Origin of the sequence: Mycolicibacterium aichiense (assembly GCF_010726245.1) — a bacterium.
In the GTDB taxonomy this organism is placed as follows: Bacteria; Actinomycetota; Actinomycetes; order Mycobacteriales; family Mycobacteriaceae; genus Mycobacterium; species Mycobacterium aichiense.
The window spans coordinates 4,008,349-4,025,790 of the sequence record NZ_AP022561.1 but is presented as its reverse complement, the minus strand read 5'-3'; the positions used below and the strand labels follow the sequence as shown (position 1 = coordinate 4,025,790).

Annotated in this window: 14 protein-coding genes; 7 read left to right on the top strand and 7 right to left on the bottom strand. The window is 67.5% G+C overall.

The window, feature by feature from the left end; all coding sequences use genetic code 11:
• Nucleotides 1–11: 11 nt before the first annotated feature.
• On the bottom strand, nucleotides 12–482 hold the full coding sequence (gene mce, locus G6N32_RS19480; protein WP_115320988.1) for a methylmalonyl-CoA epimerase: 471 nt from the start codon (nucleotides 480–482) through the stop codon (nucleotides 12–14).
• A gap of 92 nt (nucleotides 483–574) precedes the next feature.
• On the opposite strand from mce, the gene G6N32_RS19475 reads away from it, so the two are divergent.
• The 3 genes from G6N32_RS19475 to G6N32_RS19465 all read left to right on the top strand — a co-directional run bounded on the left by G6N32_RS19475 (nucleotide 575) and on the right by G6N32_RS19465 (nucleotide 3,107).
• Nucleotides 575–1,756 carry an acetyl-CoA C-acetyltransferase gene (locus G6N32_RS19475; RefSeq protein WP_115320987.1) on the top strand — a complete coding sequence of 394 codons (1,182 nt, stop codon included), beginning with the start codon at nucleotides 575–577 and terminating at the stop codon, nucleotides 1,754–1,756.
• Between the two features lie 69 nt (nucleotides 1,757–1,825).
• Nucleotides 1,826–2,200, top strand: a complete 375-nt coding sequence (locus G6N32_RS19470) for a DUF3817 domain-containing protein (RefSeq protein WP_115320986.1) — start codon at nucleotides 1,826–1,828, stop codon at nucleotides 2,198–2,200.
• A 13-nt stretch (nucleotides 2,201–2,213) separates the two neighbouring features.
• Complete coding sequence (locus G6N32_RS19465; RefSeq protein ID WP_115320985.1) at nucleotides 2,214–3,107, top strand: tetratricopeptide repeat protein; 894 nt, start codon at nucleotides 2,214–2,216, stop codon at nucleotides 3,105–3,107.
• Here the strand turns inward: G6N32_RS19465 and glgB are convergent.
• Together glgB and G6N32_RS19455 are read right to left on the bottom strand one after the other, a co-directional pair.
• Nucleotides 3,104–5,311, bottom strand: coding sequence for a 1,4-alpha-glucan branching protein GlgB (glgB, locus tag G6N32_RS19460; RefSeq protein ID WP_115320984.1), 2,208 nt, complete (start codon nucleotides 5,309–5,311; stop codon nucleotides 3,104–3,106). The two genes, G6N32_RS19465 and glgB, sit on opposite strands and share 4 nt — an antisense overlap.
• Before the next feature lie 25 nt (nucleotides 5,312–5,336).
• Nucleotides 5,337–7,424, bottom strand: a complete 2,088-nt coding sequence (locus tag G6N32_RS19455) for an alpha-1,4-glucan--maltose-1-phosphate maltosyltransferase (RefSeq protein ID WP_115320983.1) — start codon at nucleotides 7,422–7,424, stop codon at nucleotides 5,337–5,339.
• Between the two features lie 231 nt (nucleotides 7,425–7,655).
• Between G6N32_RS19455 and G6N32_RS19450 the strand changes: the two genes are divergently transcribed.
• Together G6N32_RS19450 and G6N32_RS19445 are read left to right on the top strand one after the other, a co-directional pair.
• Nucleotides 7,656–10,238 carry a glycosyltransferase family 1 protein gene (locus tag G6N32_RS19450; protein ID WP_115320982.1) on the top strand — a complete coding sequence of 861 codons (2,583 nt, stop codon included), beginning with the start codon at nucleotides 7,656–7,658 and terminating at the stop codon, nucleotides 10,236–10,238.
• Nucleotides 10,239–10,356: 118 nt separating this feature from the next.
• On the top strand, nucleotides 10,357–11,079 hold the full coding sequence (locus G6N32_RS19445) for an MspA family porin (protein ID WP_232077184.1): 723 nt from the start codon (nucleotides 10,357–10,359) through the stop codon (nucleotides 11,077–11,079).
• A 1-nt stretch (nucleotide 11,080) separates the two neighbouring features.
• Here G6N32_RS19445 and G6N32_RS19440 read toward each other — a convergent pair whose 3' ends face one another.
• The 4 genes from G6N32_RS19440 to G6N32_RS19425 all read right to left on the bottom strand — a co-directional run bounded on the left by G6N32_RS19440 (nucleotide 11,081) and on the right by G6N32_RS19425 (nucleotide 16,460).
• Complete coding sequence (locus tag G6N32_RS19440) at nucleotides 11,081–11,581, bottom strand: DUF3887 domain-containing protein (RefSeq protein WP_197935747.1); 501 nt, start codon at nucleotides 11,579–11,581, stop codon at nucleotides 11,081–11,083.
• Nucleotides 11,582–11,654: 73 nt separating this feature from the next.
• Nucleotides 11,655–13,097 carry a neutral zinc metallopeptidase gene (locus G6N32_RS19435; protein ID WP_115320980.1) on the bottom strand — a complete coding sequence of 481 codons (1,443 nt, stop codon included), beginning with the start codon at nucleotides 13,095–13,097 and terminating at the stop codon, nucleotides 11,655–11,657.
• A gap of 73 nt (nucleotides 13,098–13,170) precedes the next feature.
• Nucleotides 13,171–15,168, bottom strand: a complete 1,998-nt coding sequence (locus G6N32_RS19430) for an ATP-dependent DNA helicase (protein ID WP_272871114.1) — start codon at nucleotides 15,166–15,168, stop codon at nucleotides 13,171–13,173.
• Nucleotides 15,165–16,460, bottom strand: a complete 1,296-nt coding sequence (locus G6N32_RS19425) for a nicotinate phosphoribosyltransferase (RefSeq protein WP_115320979.1) — start codon at nucleotides 16,458–16,460, stop codon at nucleotides 15,165–15,167. The genes G6N32_RS19430 and G6N32_RS19425 overlap by 4 nt, the downstream gene beginning before the upstream one ends.
• Nucleotides 16,461–16,526: 66 nt before the next feature.
• Between G6N32_RS19425 and clpS the strand changes: the two genes are divergently transcribed.
• Nucleotides 16,527–16,832, top strand: coding sequence for an ATP-dependent Clp protease adapter ClpS (gene clpS, locus G6N32_RS19420; RefSeq protein WP_083121990.1), 306 nt, complete (start codon nucleotides 16,527–16,529; stop codon nucleotides 16,830–16,832).
• A 4-nt stretch (nucleotides 16,833–16,836) separates the two neighbouring features.
• Nucleotides 16,837–17,424 (top strand): oxidative stress transcriptional regulator AosR, encoded by a 588-nt coding sequence (gene aosR, locus G6N32_RS19415; protein WP_115320978.1) that lies wholly within the window; start codon nucleotides 16,837–16,839, stop codon nucleotides 17,422–17,424.
• Nucleotides 17,425–17,442: the final 18 nt, after the last annotated feature.

Sequence of the window (17,442 nt, the reverse complement as noted above, 5' to 3'; positions counted from 1 at the left end):
TCTGGCGTGACCTAGTGTGACGCGGCCGGCTCGACGAGCTCGACCAGAACGCCGCCGGCATCCTTCGGGTGGATGAAGTTGATCCGTGAGTTCGCGGTTCCGCGGCGCGGTGCGTCGTAGATCAACCGGACACCCTGGTTGCGCAACTGCTCGGAGATGGCGTCCAGGTCGCTGACGCGATAGGCCATCTGCTGGATGCCGGGGCCGCGCTTGTCGATGAACTTCGCGATCGTGGAGGTCTCATCCAGGGGCGCCATCAACTGGATCTGGGCGCAGTCCGGGGCCGCGTTCTTCAGCGACAGCATGGCCTCACGAATGCCCTGGTCGGTGTTGATTTCCTCGTGCACAAGGATCATCCCGAGGTGCTCGTGGTACCACTGGATGGCCGCGTCGAGATCCGGCACCGCGATGCCGACATGGTCGACAGCGGTGACAAGAGCACTGGCCAGGACTGGACGGGCGTCAACTTGCTCAGCGGTCATAACGCAAAGGTAACCTAACCACATCGGATTCAACACTGGGGGATCCGTGGATAGCCGCCTCGGGGCGGTGCGAAACGCTCTTGGAGGTAGGTATGACGACGTCGGTGATCGTTGCTGGAGCACGTACTCCCATCGGGAAACTGATGGGTTCGCTCAAAGACTTTTCCGGCAGTGATCTGGGTGCGATCGCGATCAAGGGCGCGCTGGCGAAGGCCGGAGTCCCGGCGTCGCTGGTCGACTACGTGATCATGGGCCAGGTGCTGACCGCCGGCGCAGGCCAGATGCCGGCTCGCCAGGCCGCCGTGGCTGCCGGTATCGGATGGGACGTGCCCGCCCTGAGCATCAACAAGATGTGCTTGTCCGGCATCGATTCGATCGCCCTGGCCGATCAGCTGATCCGGGCCGGTGAGTTCGACGTCGTGGTCGCCGGCGGCCAGGAGTCGATGACCAAGGCGCCGCACCTGCTGATCAACAGCCGCGAGGGCTACAAGTACGGCGATGTCACGGTGCTCGACTCCATGGCGTACGACGGCCTGCACGACGTGTTCACCGACCAGCCGATGGGCGCGCTCACCGAGCAGCGCAACGACACTGACAAGTTCACCCGCGCCGAGCAGGACGAGTTCGCGGCTCTGTCGCACCAGAAGGCTGCCGCGGCCTGGAAGGACGGCGTTTTCGCCGACGAGGTCGTGCCGGTCGCGATCCCGCAGCGCAAGGGCGACCCGATCGAGTTCAGCGAGGACGAGGGCATTCGGGCCAACACCACTGCCGAATCGCTGTCCGGGCTCAAGCCCGCGTTCCGCAAGGACGGCACGATCACGGCGGGCTCGGCCTCCCAGATCTCTGACGGCGGTTGTGCCGTCGTGGTGATGAACAAGGCCAAGGCCCAGGAGCTCGGGCTGAGCTGGCTGTGCGAAATCGGGGCCCACGGCGTGGTCGCCGGCCCGGATTCCACACTGCAGTCGCAGCCGGCCAATGCGATCAAGAAGGCCATCGCGCGCGAGGGCATCACCCTGGACCAGCTGGACGTGATCGAGATCAACGAGGCGTTCTCCGCCGTCGCGCTGGCCTCCACGAAGGAACTGGGTGTGGACCCCGAGCGGGTCAACCGCAACGGCGGGGCTATTGCCGTCGGCCATCCGATCGGTATGTCGGGTGCGCGGATCACGCTGCATGCGGCGCTGGAGCTCTCGCGGCGCGGATCGGGTTACGCCGTGGCCGCGCTCTGCGGAGCGGGCGGCCAGGGCGACGCGCTGGTCCTGCGCGCCGGCTGACCGGGGTAGCCCGGACCTCGTCAACGACGAGGCGTAGTAGCTGGCCTGCTGCTGCGGCACAATGGCTGCATGACGAGCACCTTTGACATCCGAAGCACGGCAAGCCGCTTCCGGTTGGTGGCGCTGGCCGAAGCGGTGAGCTGGGTCGGGCTGCTGGTCGGGATGTACTTCAAGTACCTGGGCAGTCCGCGTACCGAGATCGGCGTCAAGGTTTTCGGCATGGCCCACGGGGTGGTGTTCATCGCGTTCGTGATCACTGCTCTGATGGCGGGCATCGCCTATAAGTGGGGCGTGCTCACGTGGTTGCTGGCGTTGCTGGGGAGCATTGTGCCGCTCGGCAGTGTGATCTTCCTCATATGGGCTGATCGGACGGCGAAATTGGCGTCGGCAGCGGCTGGTGCGGCTTCTGGTCAGCCACTCGATTCGGCGCCCTTGACGACGTGACAGACTTGGCAACGTGACGCGTCCACGCCCCCAGATCGGCCCGGCCCTGGCCGGCGCCGTCGACCTGTCCGGCCTCAAACAGCGGGCTGCGCAGCCCGCGGACGGTGCGACCGCCCCCAGTGGTGGTGTCGAGGTCACCGAGGCCAATTTCGAAGCCGAAGTCCTGGTTCGCTCCGGCCAGCTGCCGGTCGTTGTGCTGCTGTGGTCGCCGCGCAGCGACGCCTCGGTGCAGTTGGGTGAAGTGCTTGCCGCGCTGGCCGCCGACGACAACGGAAAGTGGTCGTTGGCGACGGTCAACGTCGACGTGGTCCCGCGGGTCGCCCAGATGTTCGGCATCGAAGCGGTGCCGACCGTGGTGGCGCTGGCCGGTGGGCAGCCGCTGGCCAGCTTCCAGGGCATGCAACCCCCCGAGCAGTTGCGGCGCTGGGTCGATTCGCTGCTGCAGGCGACAGCTGGGAAGCTCTCCGGCTCAGGCGATTCCGGGGAAGAGGCAGCCGTCGACCCGGCCCTGGAGCAGGCGCGCGAACTGCTGGAGTCCGGCGATTTCGCGGCCGCCGCCGCGGCGTACCAGGCCATTCTCGACGCCGATCCGCAGCATGCCGAAGCCAAGGGTGCGTTGCGGCAGATGACCTTCCTGCAGCGCGCCACCGAGCAGCGCCCGGACGCGGTGGCAGTGGCCGACGCCGCTCCCGACGACATCGAGGCGGCGTTCGCCGCCGCCGACGTGCAGATCCTGAATCAAGACGTCGTCCCGGCCTTCGACCGCCTGATCGCGCTGGTGCGCAAGACATCCGACGAAGAGCGCACCAAGGTGCGGACCCGGCTGATCGAACTGTTCGAGCTGTTCGATCCCGCCGACCCCGATGTCATCACCGGCCGACGGAACCTGGCCAACGCGCTGTACTAGTCCTCGGTCGGTGCGGGTTCCAGCCAGATCGCGGAGTTCGGCGGCAGCACCAGCGTCGCCGATGCCGGCCGGCCATGCCAGGGTTCGTCGGTGGCCTCGACGGCACCGAAGTTGCCCGCCCCGGCACCGTTGTAGACCGTCGCGTCGCTGTTGAGCACCTCGCGCCAGGTTCCGGTGTGCGGCAGCCCAAGCCGGTAACGGCTGTGCTCGGCTCCGGAGAAGTTGAACACGCACGCCAGCACCGAGCCGTCGCTGCCGTACCGCAGGAAGCTCAGCACGTTGTTGGCCGAGTCATTGGCGTCGATCCAGGAGTAGCCCTCCGGCTTGGTGTCCTGGCTCCACAGCGAAGGGCGGCTGCGGTAAAGCTCGTTGAGGTCGGCGACGAACCGCTGAATCCCGGTCGAGTAGCTGTTCTCGTCGAGCTGGTACCAGTCGACGCCGCGTTCCTCCGACCATTCCGCGCGCTGACCGAACTCCTGGCCCATGAACAGCAACTGCTTGCCGGGGTGGGCCCATTGGTAAGCCAGCAGGCTGCGCAACCCGGCCGCCTTGACGTGGTCGTTGCCCGGCATGCGGCCCCACAGGGTGCCCTTGCCGTGCACCACCTCGTCGTGGCTGATCGGCAACACGAAGTTCTCGCTGAACGCGTAGAGCAATGAGAACGTCAGCTCGCCGTGGTGATAAGTGCGATAGATCGGGTCCCGGCTGATGTAGTCCAGGGTGTCGTGCATCCACCCCATGTTCCACTTCATCGAAAAGCCAAGGCCGCCAAGGTTGGTTGCCCGGGTCACCCCTGGCCACGAGGTGGACTCCTCGGCGATCGTGACGATGCCCGGATGGCTCTTGTGCACGGTGGCGTTCATCTCCTGCAAGAACTGCACCGCCTCGAGATTCTCCCGGCCGCCGTAGATGTTGGGCGTCCAGCCGCCGTCGGGGCGCGAGTAGTCCAGGTAGAGCATCGATGCGACGGCGTCGACCCGCAGACCGTCGATGTGGAACTCCTGCAGCCAGTACAACGCATTGGCCACCAGGAAGTTGCGCACCTCGGCACGGCCGAAATCGAAGACGTAGGTGCCCCAGTCGAGTTGCTCACCGCGGCGCGGGTCCGAATGCTCATACAGCGGGGTGCCGTCGAAGCGGCCCAGCGCCCAGGCGTCTTTGGGGAAGTGCGCGGGCACCCAGTCGACGATGACTCCGATGCCGGCACGGTGCAAGGTGTCGACCAGGTGCCGGAATTCGTCGGGGGTGCCGAACCGAGAGGTCGGCGCGTAGTAGGACGTCACCTGGTAGCCCCACGATCCGCCGAACGGGTGCTCGGCGACCGGAAGGAATTCGATGTGGGTGAATCCTTGGGCCAGAACGTATTCGGTGAGTTGGTCGGCAAGCTCGAGGTAGCTCAGGCCGGGCCGCCAGGAGCCCAGGTGCACTTCGAGGGTGCTCATCGGCTCGAACACCGGATTCTGCGCCGCCCGCTGCGTCAGCCAGTCGGAGTCGTTCCAGGTGTAGTCCGAGGTGAACACGCGCGACGCGGTGTGCGGCGGGACTTCGGTCGCGAACGCGAACGGGTCGGCGCGGTCGGTAACCGATCCGTCGACGCCGTGGACCCGGAATTTGTAGAGCCCGTCGGTGGGGAAGCCGGGCCAGAACAGTTCCCACACACCGGAGGAGCCCAGCACTCGCATCGGGGCGTCATTGCCGTCCCAGTGGTTGAACTCGCCGATCAGATTGATGCCCTTGGCATTCGGGGCCCAGACCGCGAACGACACGCCCTCCACCACGCCGTCGGCGGTCTCGAACGACCGCGGGTGCGCACCCAGGATCTCCCACAGCTGCTCGTGGCGTCCCTCGCCGAACAGATACAGGTCCATCTCGCCGAGCGTGGGCAGGAAGCGGTAGGCGTCGGCGACGGTGATGGTGTGTCCGCCCGGGTAGGTGACTTCGAGCCGGTAGTCCACCAAATTCGTGAACGGCAGCGCCACCGCGAACACCCCGGAATCGATGTGCGCCATCGGGTGTCGCTCGCCGCCGACGAGGGCGACCACCTGCTCCGCGTGCGGCTTGAGCACCCGGATCACCGTGTGGTCGTCGTACTCGTGGGCGCCAAGGATGCTGTGCGGGCTGTGATGGACTCCGGACTCCAACCGGGCCAGCTCGCCAGGATCCGGCGCCAGGTGCGGGCTGGCCAGTTTCTTGGTTTTCGTCATAGGGAAGGCTCCTTCGTCGTTCCCGTCATTCCCGGCGCAGCAGAACTGCTCTTTGCTCCTGCGGGACCAACGGCATGTTCAGGATGTGCGCGACGGCCCGGGCCGGTTCCAGTCGCACATAGTTCGACTGCCCCCATTGGTATTCCTCCCCGGTGATCTCGTCGCGCACCCAGAAGCGGTCATAGGGCTGCATACCCAAAGCGGCCATGTCTAGCCACAGGGTGCCTTCCTCGGGGCCGAATGGGTTCAATGTCACCACCACCAGCACGGTGTCGCCGGATACCGGGTCGAACTTGCTGTAGGCCAGCAGTGCATCGTTGTCGACGTGGTGGAAGGTGATGGTGCGCATCTCGCACAGCGCGGGGTGGAGGTGGCGAATCTCATTGAGCCGCCGCAGGAATGGCTCCAGTGACTGGCCCTGGGCCAGGGCCGCCTCGAAGTCGCGAGGCCGCAGCTCGTATTTCTCGGAGTCCAGGTACTCCTCGCTGCCGTCGCGCACCGGTAGATGCTCGAAGAGCTCGAAGCCGGAGTACACGCCCCACGAGCTGCCCATGGTCGAGGCCAGCACAGCCCGGATCGCGAACATGCCCGGACCGCCGTGCTGCAGACTCTCGTGCAGGATGTCGGGCGTATTGACGAAGAGGTTTGGGCGGGTGTAGTCGGCGTGCTCCGCGATCTGGCGGCCGAACTCCTCGATCTCCCACTTGGCGGTACGCCAGGTGAAGTACGAATACGACTGCGTGAAGCCGAGTTTCGCAAGCCCGTTCAGGCGCGCGGGGCGGGTGAACGCCTCCGCCAGGAATAGCACGTCGGGGTCGATGGCCTTGACCTGGCTGATCAGCCATGCCCAGAAGTTCGGCGGCTTGGTGTGCGGGTTGTCTACCCGAAAGATCTTGATGCCGTGGTCCATCCAGTGCCGCACCACTCGCAGTACCTCGTCGTAGAGGCCGCCGGGATCGTTGTCGAAGTTCAGCGGGTAGATGTCCTGGTACTTCTTCGGCGGGTTCTCTGCGTAGGCGATGGTGCCGTCGGGCAGCTCGGTGAACCATTCCCGGTGATTCTTGGCCCACGGGTGATCCGGAGCGCACTGCAGCGCCAGGTCGAGTGCGACCTCCAACCCGTTGTCGCGCGCCGCGTCGACGAACCGGTCGAAGTCCTCGATCGTCCCGAGTTCGGGGTGGACGGCGTCGTGGCCGCCCTCGTCGCTGCCGATCGCCCAGGGCGACCCCACATCGCCCGGTTCGGCAGTGACGGTGTTGTTGCGGCCCTTGCGGTGCACCTTGCCGATCGGGTGGATGGGCGGCAGGTACACGACGTTGAACCCCATCGACGCGACCCGCGGGAGGGCCGCCGCGGCGGTCTCGAACGTGCCGTGCACGGGCCGGCCGTCCTCGTCGCGGCCACCGGTGGACCGGGGGAACAGTTCATACCAGGCGCTGCACCGCGCCAACGGCCGATCCACCCAGATCCCGTACGTGCTACCCCGGGTGACGAGCTCACGCAGCGGAAACTGGGCCAGTAGTTCGGTGACCTCGTGCGAGAGTGCCAGGGCCGCGCGGGTCAGCGGGTCTCCGGATTCGCGAAGTGCCGCCGCGGCCTCCAGCAGCGGCGCGCGGCGGTCACGCGGCACTCCAGTGGCGGCGCGGGCCAGCAGATTGCCGCCGACGATCAGGTCGTTGTTCAGCTCCGACTCGCCCTGACCGGCGTGGAGCTTGACGGTGACGTTGTGCCGCCACGTGGTGAGCGGATCGCCCCAGCCGTCGATCCGGAATGTCCACAGGCCCACCCGGTCGGGCACGAACTGGCCGTGGAAGACGTCGGGGGTGCGGCCCATCTCCATCGGGTACAGCTGGGGTTTGACCCGGCTGACCGCGGGGGACGCCTCGGTCAGTTCGGCACCCTCGAGGGCCTTGACGCGCCGGGCCGGATTCTGCCCGAGCTGAGGGTGAGCAGTTCCGAGGTAGCGCACCACCAACGTCGCCGCCACCGCGTCATGCCCCTCGCGCCACACCGTCCCGGCGACCGGCACGACTTCGCCGACGACCGCCTTGGCGGGATAGGTACCGCAGGACACAACGGGCGCGACGTCATCGATCTCGATACGACCGGGCACCCAACCACTCCATTCCTGACCTGTGCGACGTGGTCTGCTCCGCGTCGGCTTGAGTCGGTTTCTCGTTGTCGTGGCGCAGCAACCCTGGTCGCTGCACCGGTCGTGAGTCTTCTTGACCCTCGGGGTAACCGCATCGCGCCCTCTTCACACCGTAGTGCGAAGAATGACGGCCTGCGGAAGAAGCGCATGCTCACGCCAACCGCACCAGGGGTCTCAGTAAGGTAGGAACGCGTGAAGGCCCTCCGCAGATTCACGGTCCGTGCCCATTTGCCCGAGCGGCTCGCAGCCCTCGGCCGATTGTCGACCAACCTGCGCTGGTCGTGGGACAAGCCAACACAAGATCTGTTCGCCTCGATCGATCCGCGACTGTGGCAACAGGCCGGTCAGGATCCGGTTGCGCTGCTCGGTGCGGTCGCCCCGGCGCGGCTCGACGAGCTGGCTGAGGACGAGCAGTTCCTCAACGCTCTCGATCAGTTGGCCGCAGATCTGGACGACTATCTGAGCCGGCCGATGTGGTACCAGGAGCAGGACTCCAAGTCGATGCCGTCAGGTATCGCGTACTTCTCGATGGAGTTCGGCGTCGCCGAAGTCTTGCCGAACTATTCGGGCGGCCTGGGCATTCTGGCCGGCGATCATTTGAAGTCGGCATCGGATCTGGGGCTGCCGCTGATCGCTGTCGGCTTGTACTACCGGTCCGGGTATTTCCGGCAATCTCTGACTGCCGACGGCTGGCAGCACGAGAACTATCCGTCGCTGGATCCGCAGGGGCTGCCGCTTCGCCTGCTGGCGGACGCGGCGGGCGCGCCGGTGCTCGTCGAGCTGGCGATGCCGGACGCCAAGGTGCTGCGCGCCAGGGTGTGGGTGGCCCAGGTGGGCCGGATCCCGCTGCTGCTCTTGGATTCTGATATCCCCGAAAACGAACACGATCTGCGCACCGTCACCGACCGGCTCTACGGCGGCGACCAGGAGCACCGCATCAAGCAGGAGTTGCTCGCCGGGATCGGCGGCATCCGGGCCATCCGTGCGTTCACCGCCATCGAGGGTCGGCCCGCCCCGGACGTGTATCACATGAACGAGGGCCACGCGGGCTTCCTGGGGGTGGAGCGGATCCGCGAATACATCTCCGAGCAGAAGCTGGATTTCGATACCGCGCTGACGCTCGTGCGGGCCAGCACGGTGTTCACCACCCACACTCCGGTCCCGGCGGGAATCGACCGCTTCCCGGTGGAGATGGTGCAGATGTACTTCGGCGATGACGGGAAAGATGGCCTGTTGCCGGAGGTTCCGGTCGGACGGGTGCTGGCGTTCGGCGCCGAGGACGACCCGTCGAAGTTCAACATGGCGCACATGGGCTTGCGGTTGGCGCAGCGCGCGAACGGGGTGTCCCTGCTGCATGGGCGCGTCAGCCGCGCGATGTTCGACGAGCTGTGGCCCGGCTTCGACCCGGCCGAGGTGCCGATCGGCTCGATCACCAACGGTGTGCACGGGCCGACCTGGGCGGCGCCGCAGTGGATCGAGCTCGGCCGGGAACTCGCCGGCTCCACCGAGGCGCTGCGCGAGCCGAATGTCTGGGCGAGGCTGCAACAGGTCGACACCGGTCACATCTGGTGGATTCGTTCTCAGCTGCGCGCGCTGCTGGTCGAAGACGTGCGCCAGCGGCTGCGCCGGTCGTGGCTGGAGCGCGGCGCCTCCGAGGCCGAACTCGGCTGGATTGCAACGGCTTTCGATCCTGATGTGCTGACCATCGGTTTCGCCCGCCGGGTGCCCACCTACAAGCGTCTGACTCTGATGCTGCGTGATCCGCAGCGCCTCGAGGCGCTGCTGCTCGACAAGGACAGGCCGCTGCAGCTGATCGTCGCAGGTAAGTCGCACCCCGCCGACGATGCGGGCAAGGCGTTGATCCAGCAGATCGTGAAGTTCGCCGACCGGCCGGAAGTCCGCCACCGCATCGCCTTCCTGCCCGACTACGACATGTCGATGGCCCGCCAGTTGTACTGGGGCTGCGATGTGTGGCTGAACAACCCGCTTCGTCCGCTGGAAGCCTGCGGCACGTCGGGTATGAAGAGCGCGCTGAACGGGGGACTGAACCTGTCCATCCGCGACGGCTGGTGGGACGAGTGGTATGACGGCGAAAACGGTTGGGAGATACCGACGGCCGACGGGCTGGCCGACGAGAACCGCCGCGACGACATCGAAGCTGCGGCGCTCTACAACCTGCTCGAACAGTCGGTGACGCCGACGTTCTACGACCGGGACGACAAGGGTGTGCCGAACCGCTGGGTGGAGATGGTCCGGCACACCTTGCAGGGCCTCGGACCCAAGGTGCTGGCGTCCCGGATGGTGCGCGACTACACCGAGAAGTACTACGCGCCCGCTGCTCAGTCGTTCCGCCGCACCAGCGCGCCGATCGACGGTTTGCCGTTCGGGGCGGCCCGTGAGCTGTCGGCCTACCGGCAGCGTGTCCGGGAGGCCTGGCCGCACATCGAGATCACCGATGTCGACAGCACCGGGCTGCCCGACACACCGCTGCTGGGGTCGGAGCTGACGCTGACCGCGACCGTCGCGCTGGCCGGGCTGAAACCGGACGAGGTCGACGTGCAGGCGGTGCTCGGCCGGGTCGATGCCTCCGACGCGCTGCAGGACCCCGTCACCGTGGACATGGTGCACTCGGGTTCCGGTGACGGCGGGACCGACATCTTCTCGACGACGACCCCGCTGCCGGTGGCCGGTTCGGTGGGCTACACCGTCCGCGTGCTGCCGCACCATCCGCTGCTGGCCGGCGACAACGAGCTCGGTCTCGTCACGCTGGCGTAACGCCGGGAGTTGCTGAACCGGTTAGCAGGGCAGGGGAGCCACCTGTAGGTTCCCAACAGGATGTCGAGGGGTCCCGCATTGGGGCGGACCATCGGCAGCCGGGAAGGTGTTCGGGGCAGTGTTCGTTCGTCGCGCAGCGCTGATGGCGCTGGTGGGCACCTTGTTGGCCGCGCCGGTACCGGCATCGGCCGATCCTGATCCCGGCGGCCCCGACTTGAGTCAGCCCGTCGCCGCGGCCGACCCGGCCGCACCGCCGGTCGATGACGGGAAGGTGGCCTCGACGCCGCCGGCCATCACGAAATCGCCGGACGGATGGACGCTGACGATTTCGGCGAGCGACGAGGTGCAGATGCCGATCGCTCCGCTGACCACCGCCATCTCCTCACGGGAGTACTCCGTGAGCGGCATCTTCAACGGCGCGCTCGACGGCCCCGGCGAGAACCCGAGGGGAGTGTTCGAGGTCGGCTACCAGATCGGGTGCGGCATCGACATGAGCACCTCCAACGGCGTCGCCCTTGGCGGAACGATCGGGGTGAACTCGTCGCTCGGAATCATCGGGCTGGACTTCCCCAACAACGCGGCCGAGGGTCTGCTGCCCGGTATCGGCGGCAACGTCGGCGGCGCCATCACCGTCGGTCTCAAGCCCGGCATCATCAACATCGTTCCGGTGACCAAGAAGCAGTACAAGGGCGACCGGCCGTGGGTGTCCATCAGCAACTTCCACGTGAAAATCGATGGCTGCGTGGGGGAGTCGTTCATCCGTTCCTATGCCACGCTGAGCAAGTCCACCGATGAAGGCGATGCGATCCTGTCCTGGTACGGGGTGACGAAGAAGATCTAGCTTACATCGCGGCGGCCGCGTCGGGATTCAGGATGAACAGCCCGGCAATCGTCTCGTCGTCGCGGAAGGTGATGCGAGCGACGAAATCTCCCGCCTCGAAGGACAGCCGGGTGTTGGTGGTCGTGACCTCGCCGATCCGCACGGCTGTGATGTCTCCGTGGTTCTGATAGGCGCCAGCCCTTGTGGCGATCTCAGCCCAGCCGAAGGCGAGCGCCTCGTCGGTGAGTTGCTCGCGCATTGTGGTGTCGAAGCGGGCACTGACATCGGACCACCGGCCGTGCGCAAGATCGTCGATCACGGTCCTGGCCAACTCGTCGGCGTCGGCGAGCGGACTCGGGTTTCCGTAGCGCTGCACTGCGGTCTGATGGGACACACCGAGCGCCTCGCCGATTTCCTGCCACGTTCTGCCTGCCTCGTGCGCTTGGTGCACGGCCTCGGCTGTTACCGCCTCGGCCCGTTGTTGAGCGTCGTACGCCGCGCGCACCGATTCCAGGGGATCCACATCATCGAGTGTGCGCCCAGATCGCGAACGGCGTCCACATCCCGATCTCCATGCACACTCGCCGGGCGCCGTCCTAGGGGAAGCGCTTGATGCAGCGGTCCTGATCGCCGAGCACTCCGATGCGGAAGGCGTCGATGCGATTGAAGCCTGCGGGCACCGACTCGCCGTTGACGTCGCCGGCGACCAGGCCGTTGGTCAGCAGACCCGACACCGCCTCGTCGATGTCGCCGGCCGTCAGCGCCACGGTGTTGCCGTCGGGGGTGGTGACCTCCTTGGACAGCTTGGTGGTGGCGACGCCCGTCAGGCACGCGGTGCGCAAACCGGCTTCGGCGTTGTCGAGCACCAGGCCGCCGCGCTCGTGCTGCAGCGCCAGCATGTAGCGCGACACCAGCACGGAATAGGCGGTGTTGTCACCGGTGACCAGGACGTTGTCCTGACCTTCGTTGAAGGCGCCCATCTTCTCCAACCCCGGCAGGTCGATGGCGATCGTGTTGCTGGCCGGGCAGTAGGACACCGGCGGGCTGGGCCGGGCGTCGGGGCATTTCGACGCCGACCCGGCGTCCAGGCTCAGGGTGGGCGGGTTCTTCGGCGTGAACAGGATGTTCATCGCCTCGATGATCGAGCGGACCGACTCCTCGCTGACCGGCCACTCACCGGTCTGGTCGCGCTGCAGTTCGATCGGCAGGTCTCCGCGGCGCTGGCCGATCTCTTGGGCGTCGATGGCCGCACACGAGGACGGTCCGTCGGTGAACCCGGTCTGGAACGCCGAGATCCGCTCGAACGCCGACCCGTGCTCGTCGCCGCCGTCGGCGTAATCGTCTTGGCTCAGCAGCGGGTCGCGGAACGAGATCATCGCGGCCAGAAGGTTGTTCAGCCCGTCGCCGGTGCTCAGGGTGAATCGTTTCGAGTTGCCTTCGGCCACCCACCGGATGTAGACGCCGGCGAGGCAGTCGGCCTGTTGCTCGGCGACCAGAGTGGGGGTGCCCTTCTTGTTGAGCTTGGCCATTTTCTGAATGGCGTGCCCGTATTCGTGAGCCAGCACCATCGTGATTGCCATGTCGCCGTTGGCCTTTCGCAGCGCGGGCAGCAGTACGCCGCGATCCCAGCCGATGGTGTTGTCGTCCTCGCAGAAGCCGGCATTGATCAGGTCGGAGGTGGTGTCGCCGCAGAATTCGCCGTCGTATTCGTTGGAGTCCCAGGAGATCAGGTCCTTGACGGGCCGGAACTCCCCGTCGAACGAGCCCGCGTAGTTGTCCTTCCAGAACGACTCCAGATCGCTGACCGACTGGGCGCCGATCTCGTCGTCCTTGCCGCCGTCACTGTGCAAGACCTTGCGCGTCGGCTTCTCCGCGTCCGAGCGCAGACCGCTGGCGCCGTCCACCGCCTGCAGGCCGCCGACCTTGAACGGATCGTCGAAGACGGACACGGCCTTTCCGGAGATGGTGGTGCCGCAGCCGGCCAGCACCACAGCGGCGCTCGCGACGGCGAGCAGGCGTGCGAGGTGTCGTCGGCGCATGGGGCCACCCTCTCCGAGGCATCGAAATTTGCTCTCACCATTGTGCCGTCCGCCTGCCGCTACCGATGCCAACTCACGGCGGGCCCCCGTCGCGTAGGCGCTGAAGTGCCTGCTTGACGCGCTCGGGATCGGTGGTCGGCCAAAACGGCGGCAGCGACGCGCGCAGGTAGCCGCCGTATCGCGCGGTCGCCATCCGTGAATCCAGAACCGCCACGACGCCCCGGTCGTCGGCGCGACGCAGCAACCGGCCCGCCCCCTGGGCGAGGAGCAGGGCGGCATGGGCGGCGGCGACCGTCATGAACCCGTTGCCGCCCCGCGCGGCGACGGCCCGCTGCCGCGCCGTCAGCAGCGGATCGTCGGGTCGGGGGAACGGGATGCGGTCGATGAGCACCAGCGACAGCGACGGCCCCGGCACATCGACGCCCTGCCACAGCGACAGCGTGCCGAACAGCGACGTCTCGGGGTCGGCGGCGAACTTCTCGACCAGCGCCGCGGTGTTGTCGTCCCCTTGGCAGAGGATCGGGGTGTCGATGCGGGCCCGCAGCGCCTCGGTCGCCGCCTTGGCGGCGCGCATCGAGGAGAACAGCCCCAGGGTGCGTCCGCCGGCCGCCTCGATGAGTCCGGCGATCTCGTCGACCTGTTCGGGGGAGCCTGCGGAATCCCGGCCCGGCGGCGGCAGATGCGCCGCGACGTAGAGGATCCCGGACTTGGCGTGCTCGAAGGGGGAGCCGACGTCCAGTCCGGTCCACTTGGGTCCGCCGCCCAGCCCCCAGGCGCCAGCCATTGCGTCGAACGAACCGCCGACGGTCAGCGTTGCTGACGTCAAAATCGTTGTTGCACTGTCGAATAGCCGGGTGCGCAGCAGCCCGGCCACCGAGAGCGGGGCGACGCGCAACACCGGACGGAGGGTTCCGCGGTTATCTTCGTGGTCCAGCCACACCACCTCGGTGCGGTCGGGGATGGCCGGGACAAACGAGTCCAGCACCCGCGACGCCGCGTCGCCGATCTCGGTCAGCGCCGCGATCGCCTCGTTGCGGGCCGCGGCGGCCTTCGGGTCCTTGGGCGCCGGGTCGATGTCGCCTCGGGCGGCGGCGGCCGCATCCCGCAATGCGGTCAGGTAGGTGGCCAACTCGTCGTCGAGGTAGTCGAGCCGGCCCGGCTGCGCGTCGTGGATCGCCGAGGAGAACGTCGCCACCGCCGCGTCCATCCGTTGCACCAGCGCCGGGCTGACCAGGCGGGAGATCCGCCGGACGGCCACTCCCAGCGGGGCGGGGGTCAGTTCACCGGTGGCCACCGACGTCACCCGGTCCACCAGTTCATGGGCCTCGTCGACCACCAGATACTCGTGCTCGGGCAGCACCGCGGCATCGGCGATCGCGTCGATCGCCAGCAGCGCGTGGTTGGTGACGATGACCTCGGCGCGGCCGGCTTCACCGCGCGCCCGTTCGGAGAAGCAGTCGGTGCCGTACGGGCAGCGCGCCATGCCGAGGCATTCCCGGGCCGAAACGCTGACCTGCGTCCAGGACCGGTCGGGCACACCCGGTGTCAGCTCGTCACGATCGCCGGTCTCGGTGGACGACGCCCATGCCGTCAACCGGGCGACATCACGGCCCAGCGCGCTCGCCGCGACGGGCTCGAACAGTTCCTCCTGCGATGCGTCACCCGACTCGTCTGCGCTTCCGTTGTGAATCTTGTTCAGGCACAGATAATTTCGCCGCCCTTTCAGCAACGCGAACTTGGGTCGCCGAGGCAGGGCGGGTGCCAACGCGTCGACCAGCCTGGGTAGATCGCGGTCGACGAGCTGGCGTTGCAGCGCGATCGTCGCCGTGGACACCACGACGGGCGACCCCTCCGACACCGCGCGGGCGATTGACGGGATCAGGTAGGCCAGCGACTTGCCGGTCCCGGTGCCGGCCTGCACCGCCAGATGCTCGCCCTCGGCGAAGGCGTTCGCGACCGCCTCGGCCATCTGCACCTGCCCGGGGCGCTCGGCGCCGCCGAGTGCGGACACCGCCAACGCCAGTAACTCGGTGACCGGCGGCACGTCGCCGTTGTGGCTGTCGTCGCTCACCGGGACCGCACCGGCACCTGTCGGGTCGGGATCGCCGGCTCGCCTTGCGAGAGCGCCAGGCCTTCCCAGGGCAGGCTGCGCAGCCCGCGCACCACGAGCTCACGCGCGGCGGCCAGGTCGGCTGACGCCACCGGCCGGCCTGCGCGCACCAGCGGCACGGTCAGCACCCTCGCCGGCTCGGTCACCTCGGGTGCGGCGGCCACCGGGTAGATGACCTCCTCGGTGATCGTGCCCGTCGGTCGGGACAGCCGCAGCGCGGCCTTGCGTCCGCCGTGAGACTCCTTGTGGCTGCTGCGTTTCTGCACGGGAATGCCGTCGACCTCGACGAGTTTGTAGACCATGCTGGCGGTCGGGGCGCCCGAGCCGGTGGCCACCGAGGTCCCGACACCGTAGGTGTTGACGGGGTCGGCCCGCAGCGCGGCGATCGAGAATTCGTCGAGGTCACCCGACACCACGATCTGGGTACCGGTGGCACCCAGATCGTCGAGCTGGCCGCGCACTCGGCGGGCCAGTACCCCGAGGTCACCGGAGTCGATGCGCACCGCGCCGAGGCCGGTTCCGGCGACCTCGATCGCGTTGGCCACCCCAGCCGTCACGTCGTAGGTGTCGACCAGCAGCGTCGTCCCGACGCCCAGAGCGTCGACCTGCGCACGGAAGGCCGCCTGTTCGTCCGGGCCCGCCGAGGTGGTGTGCAGCATCGTGAACGCGTGCGCGCTGGTGCCCATCGCCGGGATGCCGTAACGGCGGTTGGCTTCGAGGTTGGAGGTGCCGGCAAAGCCGGCGATGTAGGCAGCGCGGGCCGCCGCCACCGCCGCCTGCTCGTGGGTGCGGCGCGAACCCATTTCGATCAGTGGGCGACCGGCGGCCGCGCTGACCATCCGCGCGGCCGCCGAGGCGATTGCGGTGTCGTGGTTGAAGATCGACAGGGCCAGCGTCTCCAGCAGCACGCACTCGGCGAAGGTGCCGGTGACCGACAGGACCGGCGAGCCGGGGAAGTACAGCTCGCCCTCGGCGTAACCGTCGACATCACCGGTGAACCGGAAGTCCTGCAGATAGTCCAGCGTCGCGTCATCGAGGAAGGACCGCAGGGGAGTCAGTGCGTCGTCGTCGAAGATGAACTCGCCCAACGCTTCCAGAAACCGGCCGGTGCCCGCGACCACGCCGTACCGGCGGCCGTCCGGCAGGCGGCGGGCAAACACCTCGAAGGTGGTCCGGCGCTCGGCGGTGCCGTCGCGCAGCGCGGCCGCGAGCATCGTCAACTCGTACTTGTCCGTCAGCAGGGCGGCGGTCACAGCGCAACCGTATCGGCCGCCCGGCGGGCTGGATAGCGGAAGAGGCGGCTCGCTATCCTTGGTCGCATGGGTTCGCAAGCAGCTCCGACTCGGCCGGACGCCAGCGGAGCGCAACGCACTGAATCCGTCGCTGCCGTCGATACCCCGTGGGTGACGATCGTGTGGGATGACCCGGTGAATCTGATGAACTATGTGACCTACGTGTTCCAGAAGCTGTTCGGCTACAGCGAGCCGCACGCCACCAAGCTCATGCTGCAGGTTCACAACGAGGGCAAGGCGGTGGTCTCCGCCGGGAGCCGGGAATCCATGGAGGTCGACGTGTCCAAACTGCATGCCGCCGGGTTGTGGGCGACCATGCAGCAGGACCGCTGACCGCGTGCGCAAATGGAAGCGGGTCGACACCGCTGAGGGTCCTCGGTTCCGCTCGGCGCTGGCCCCGCACGAGGCGGCGCTGCTGAAGAACATGGTCGCTTCGGTGCAGGGCATGCTCGACGAGCGGGAGGCCGCGACGCCGCCGGATCCGCTGGAACAGATCACCGGAATCCGGGCAGGCAACCCGCAGGCGCCCGACGACACGACGATGCGGCGCCTGCTGCCCGACTTCTTCAAGCCCCAGCGTGATCATCCGGCCGGCTCCGCTGCTGCCGAAAGTCTCAACGGTGCGCTGCGCAGCCTGCATGAGCCGGACATCATCGATGCCAAAAGATCTGCGGCGCAACGGCTTTTGGACACTCTCCCGGATGGTGGGGGCAGGTTCGAGATCACCGAGGACGATGCCAACGCCTGGGTGTCCGCGGTCAACGACGTCCGGCTGGCGCTGGGCGCGATGCTCGAGATCGGCCCGGAGGGCCCCGACCGTCTGCCGACCGACCATCCGCTGGCGGGTCACCTCGACGTCTATCAGTGGCTGACCGTGCTGCAGGAGTATCTGGTGCTCGGCCTGATGGGCAAGCCCATCCGATGACGAAGCGCAGGCCCATCC

Coding starts and splice junctions, on each gene's coding strand:
- mce (WP_115320988.1), bottom strand. CDS start 482: ATGACCGCTGAGCAAGTTGACGCCCGTCCAGTCCTGGCCAGTGCTCTT.
- G6N32_RS19475 (WP_115320987.1), top strand. CDS start 575: ATGACGACGTCGGTGATCGTTGCTGGAGCACGTACTCCCATCGGGAAA.
- G6N32_RS19470 (WP_115320986.1), top strand. CDS start 1,826: ATGACGAGCACCTTTGACATCCGAAGCACGGCAAGCCGCTTCCGGTTG.
- glgB (WP_115320984.1), bottom strand. CDS start 5,311: ATGACGAAAACCAAGAAACTGGCCAGCCCGCACCTGGCGCCGGATCCT.
- G6N32_RS19435 (WP_115320980.1), bottom strand. CDS start 13,097: ATGCGCCGACGACACCTCGCACGCCTGCTCGCCGTCGCGAGCGCCGCT.
- clpS (WP_083121990.1), top strand. CDS start 16,527: ATGGGTTCGCAAGCAGCTCCGACTCGGCCGGACGCCAGCGGAGCGCAA.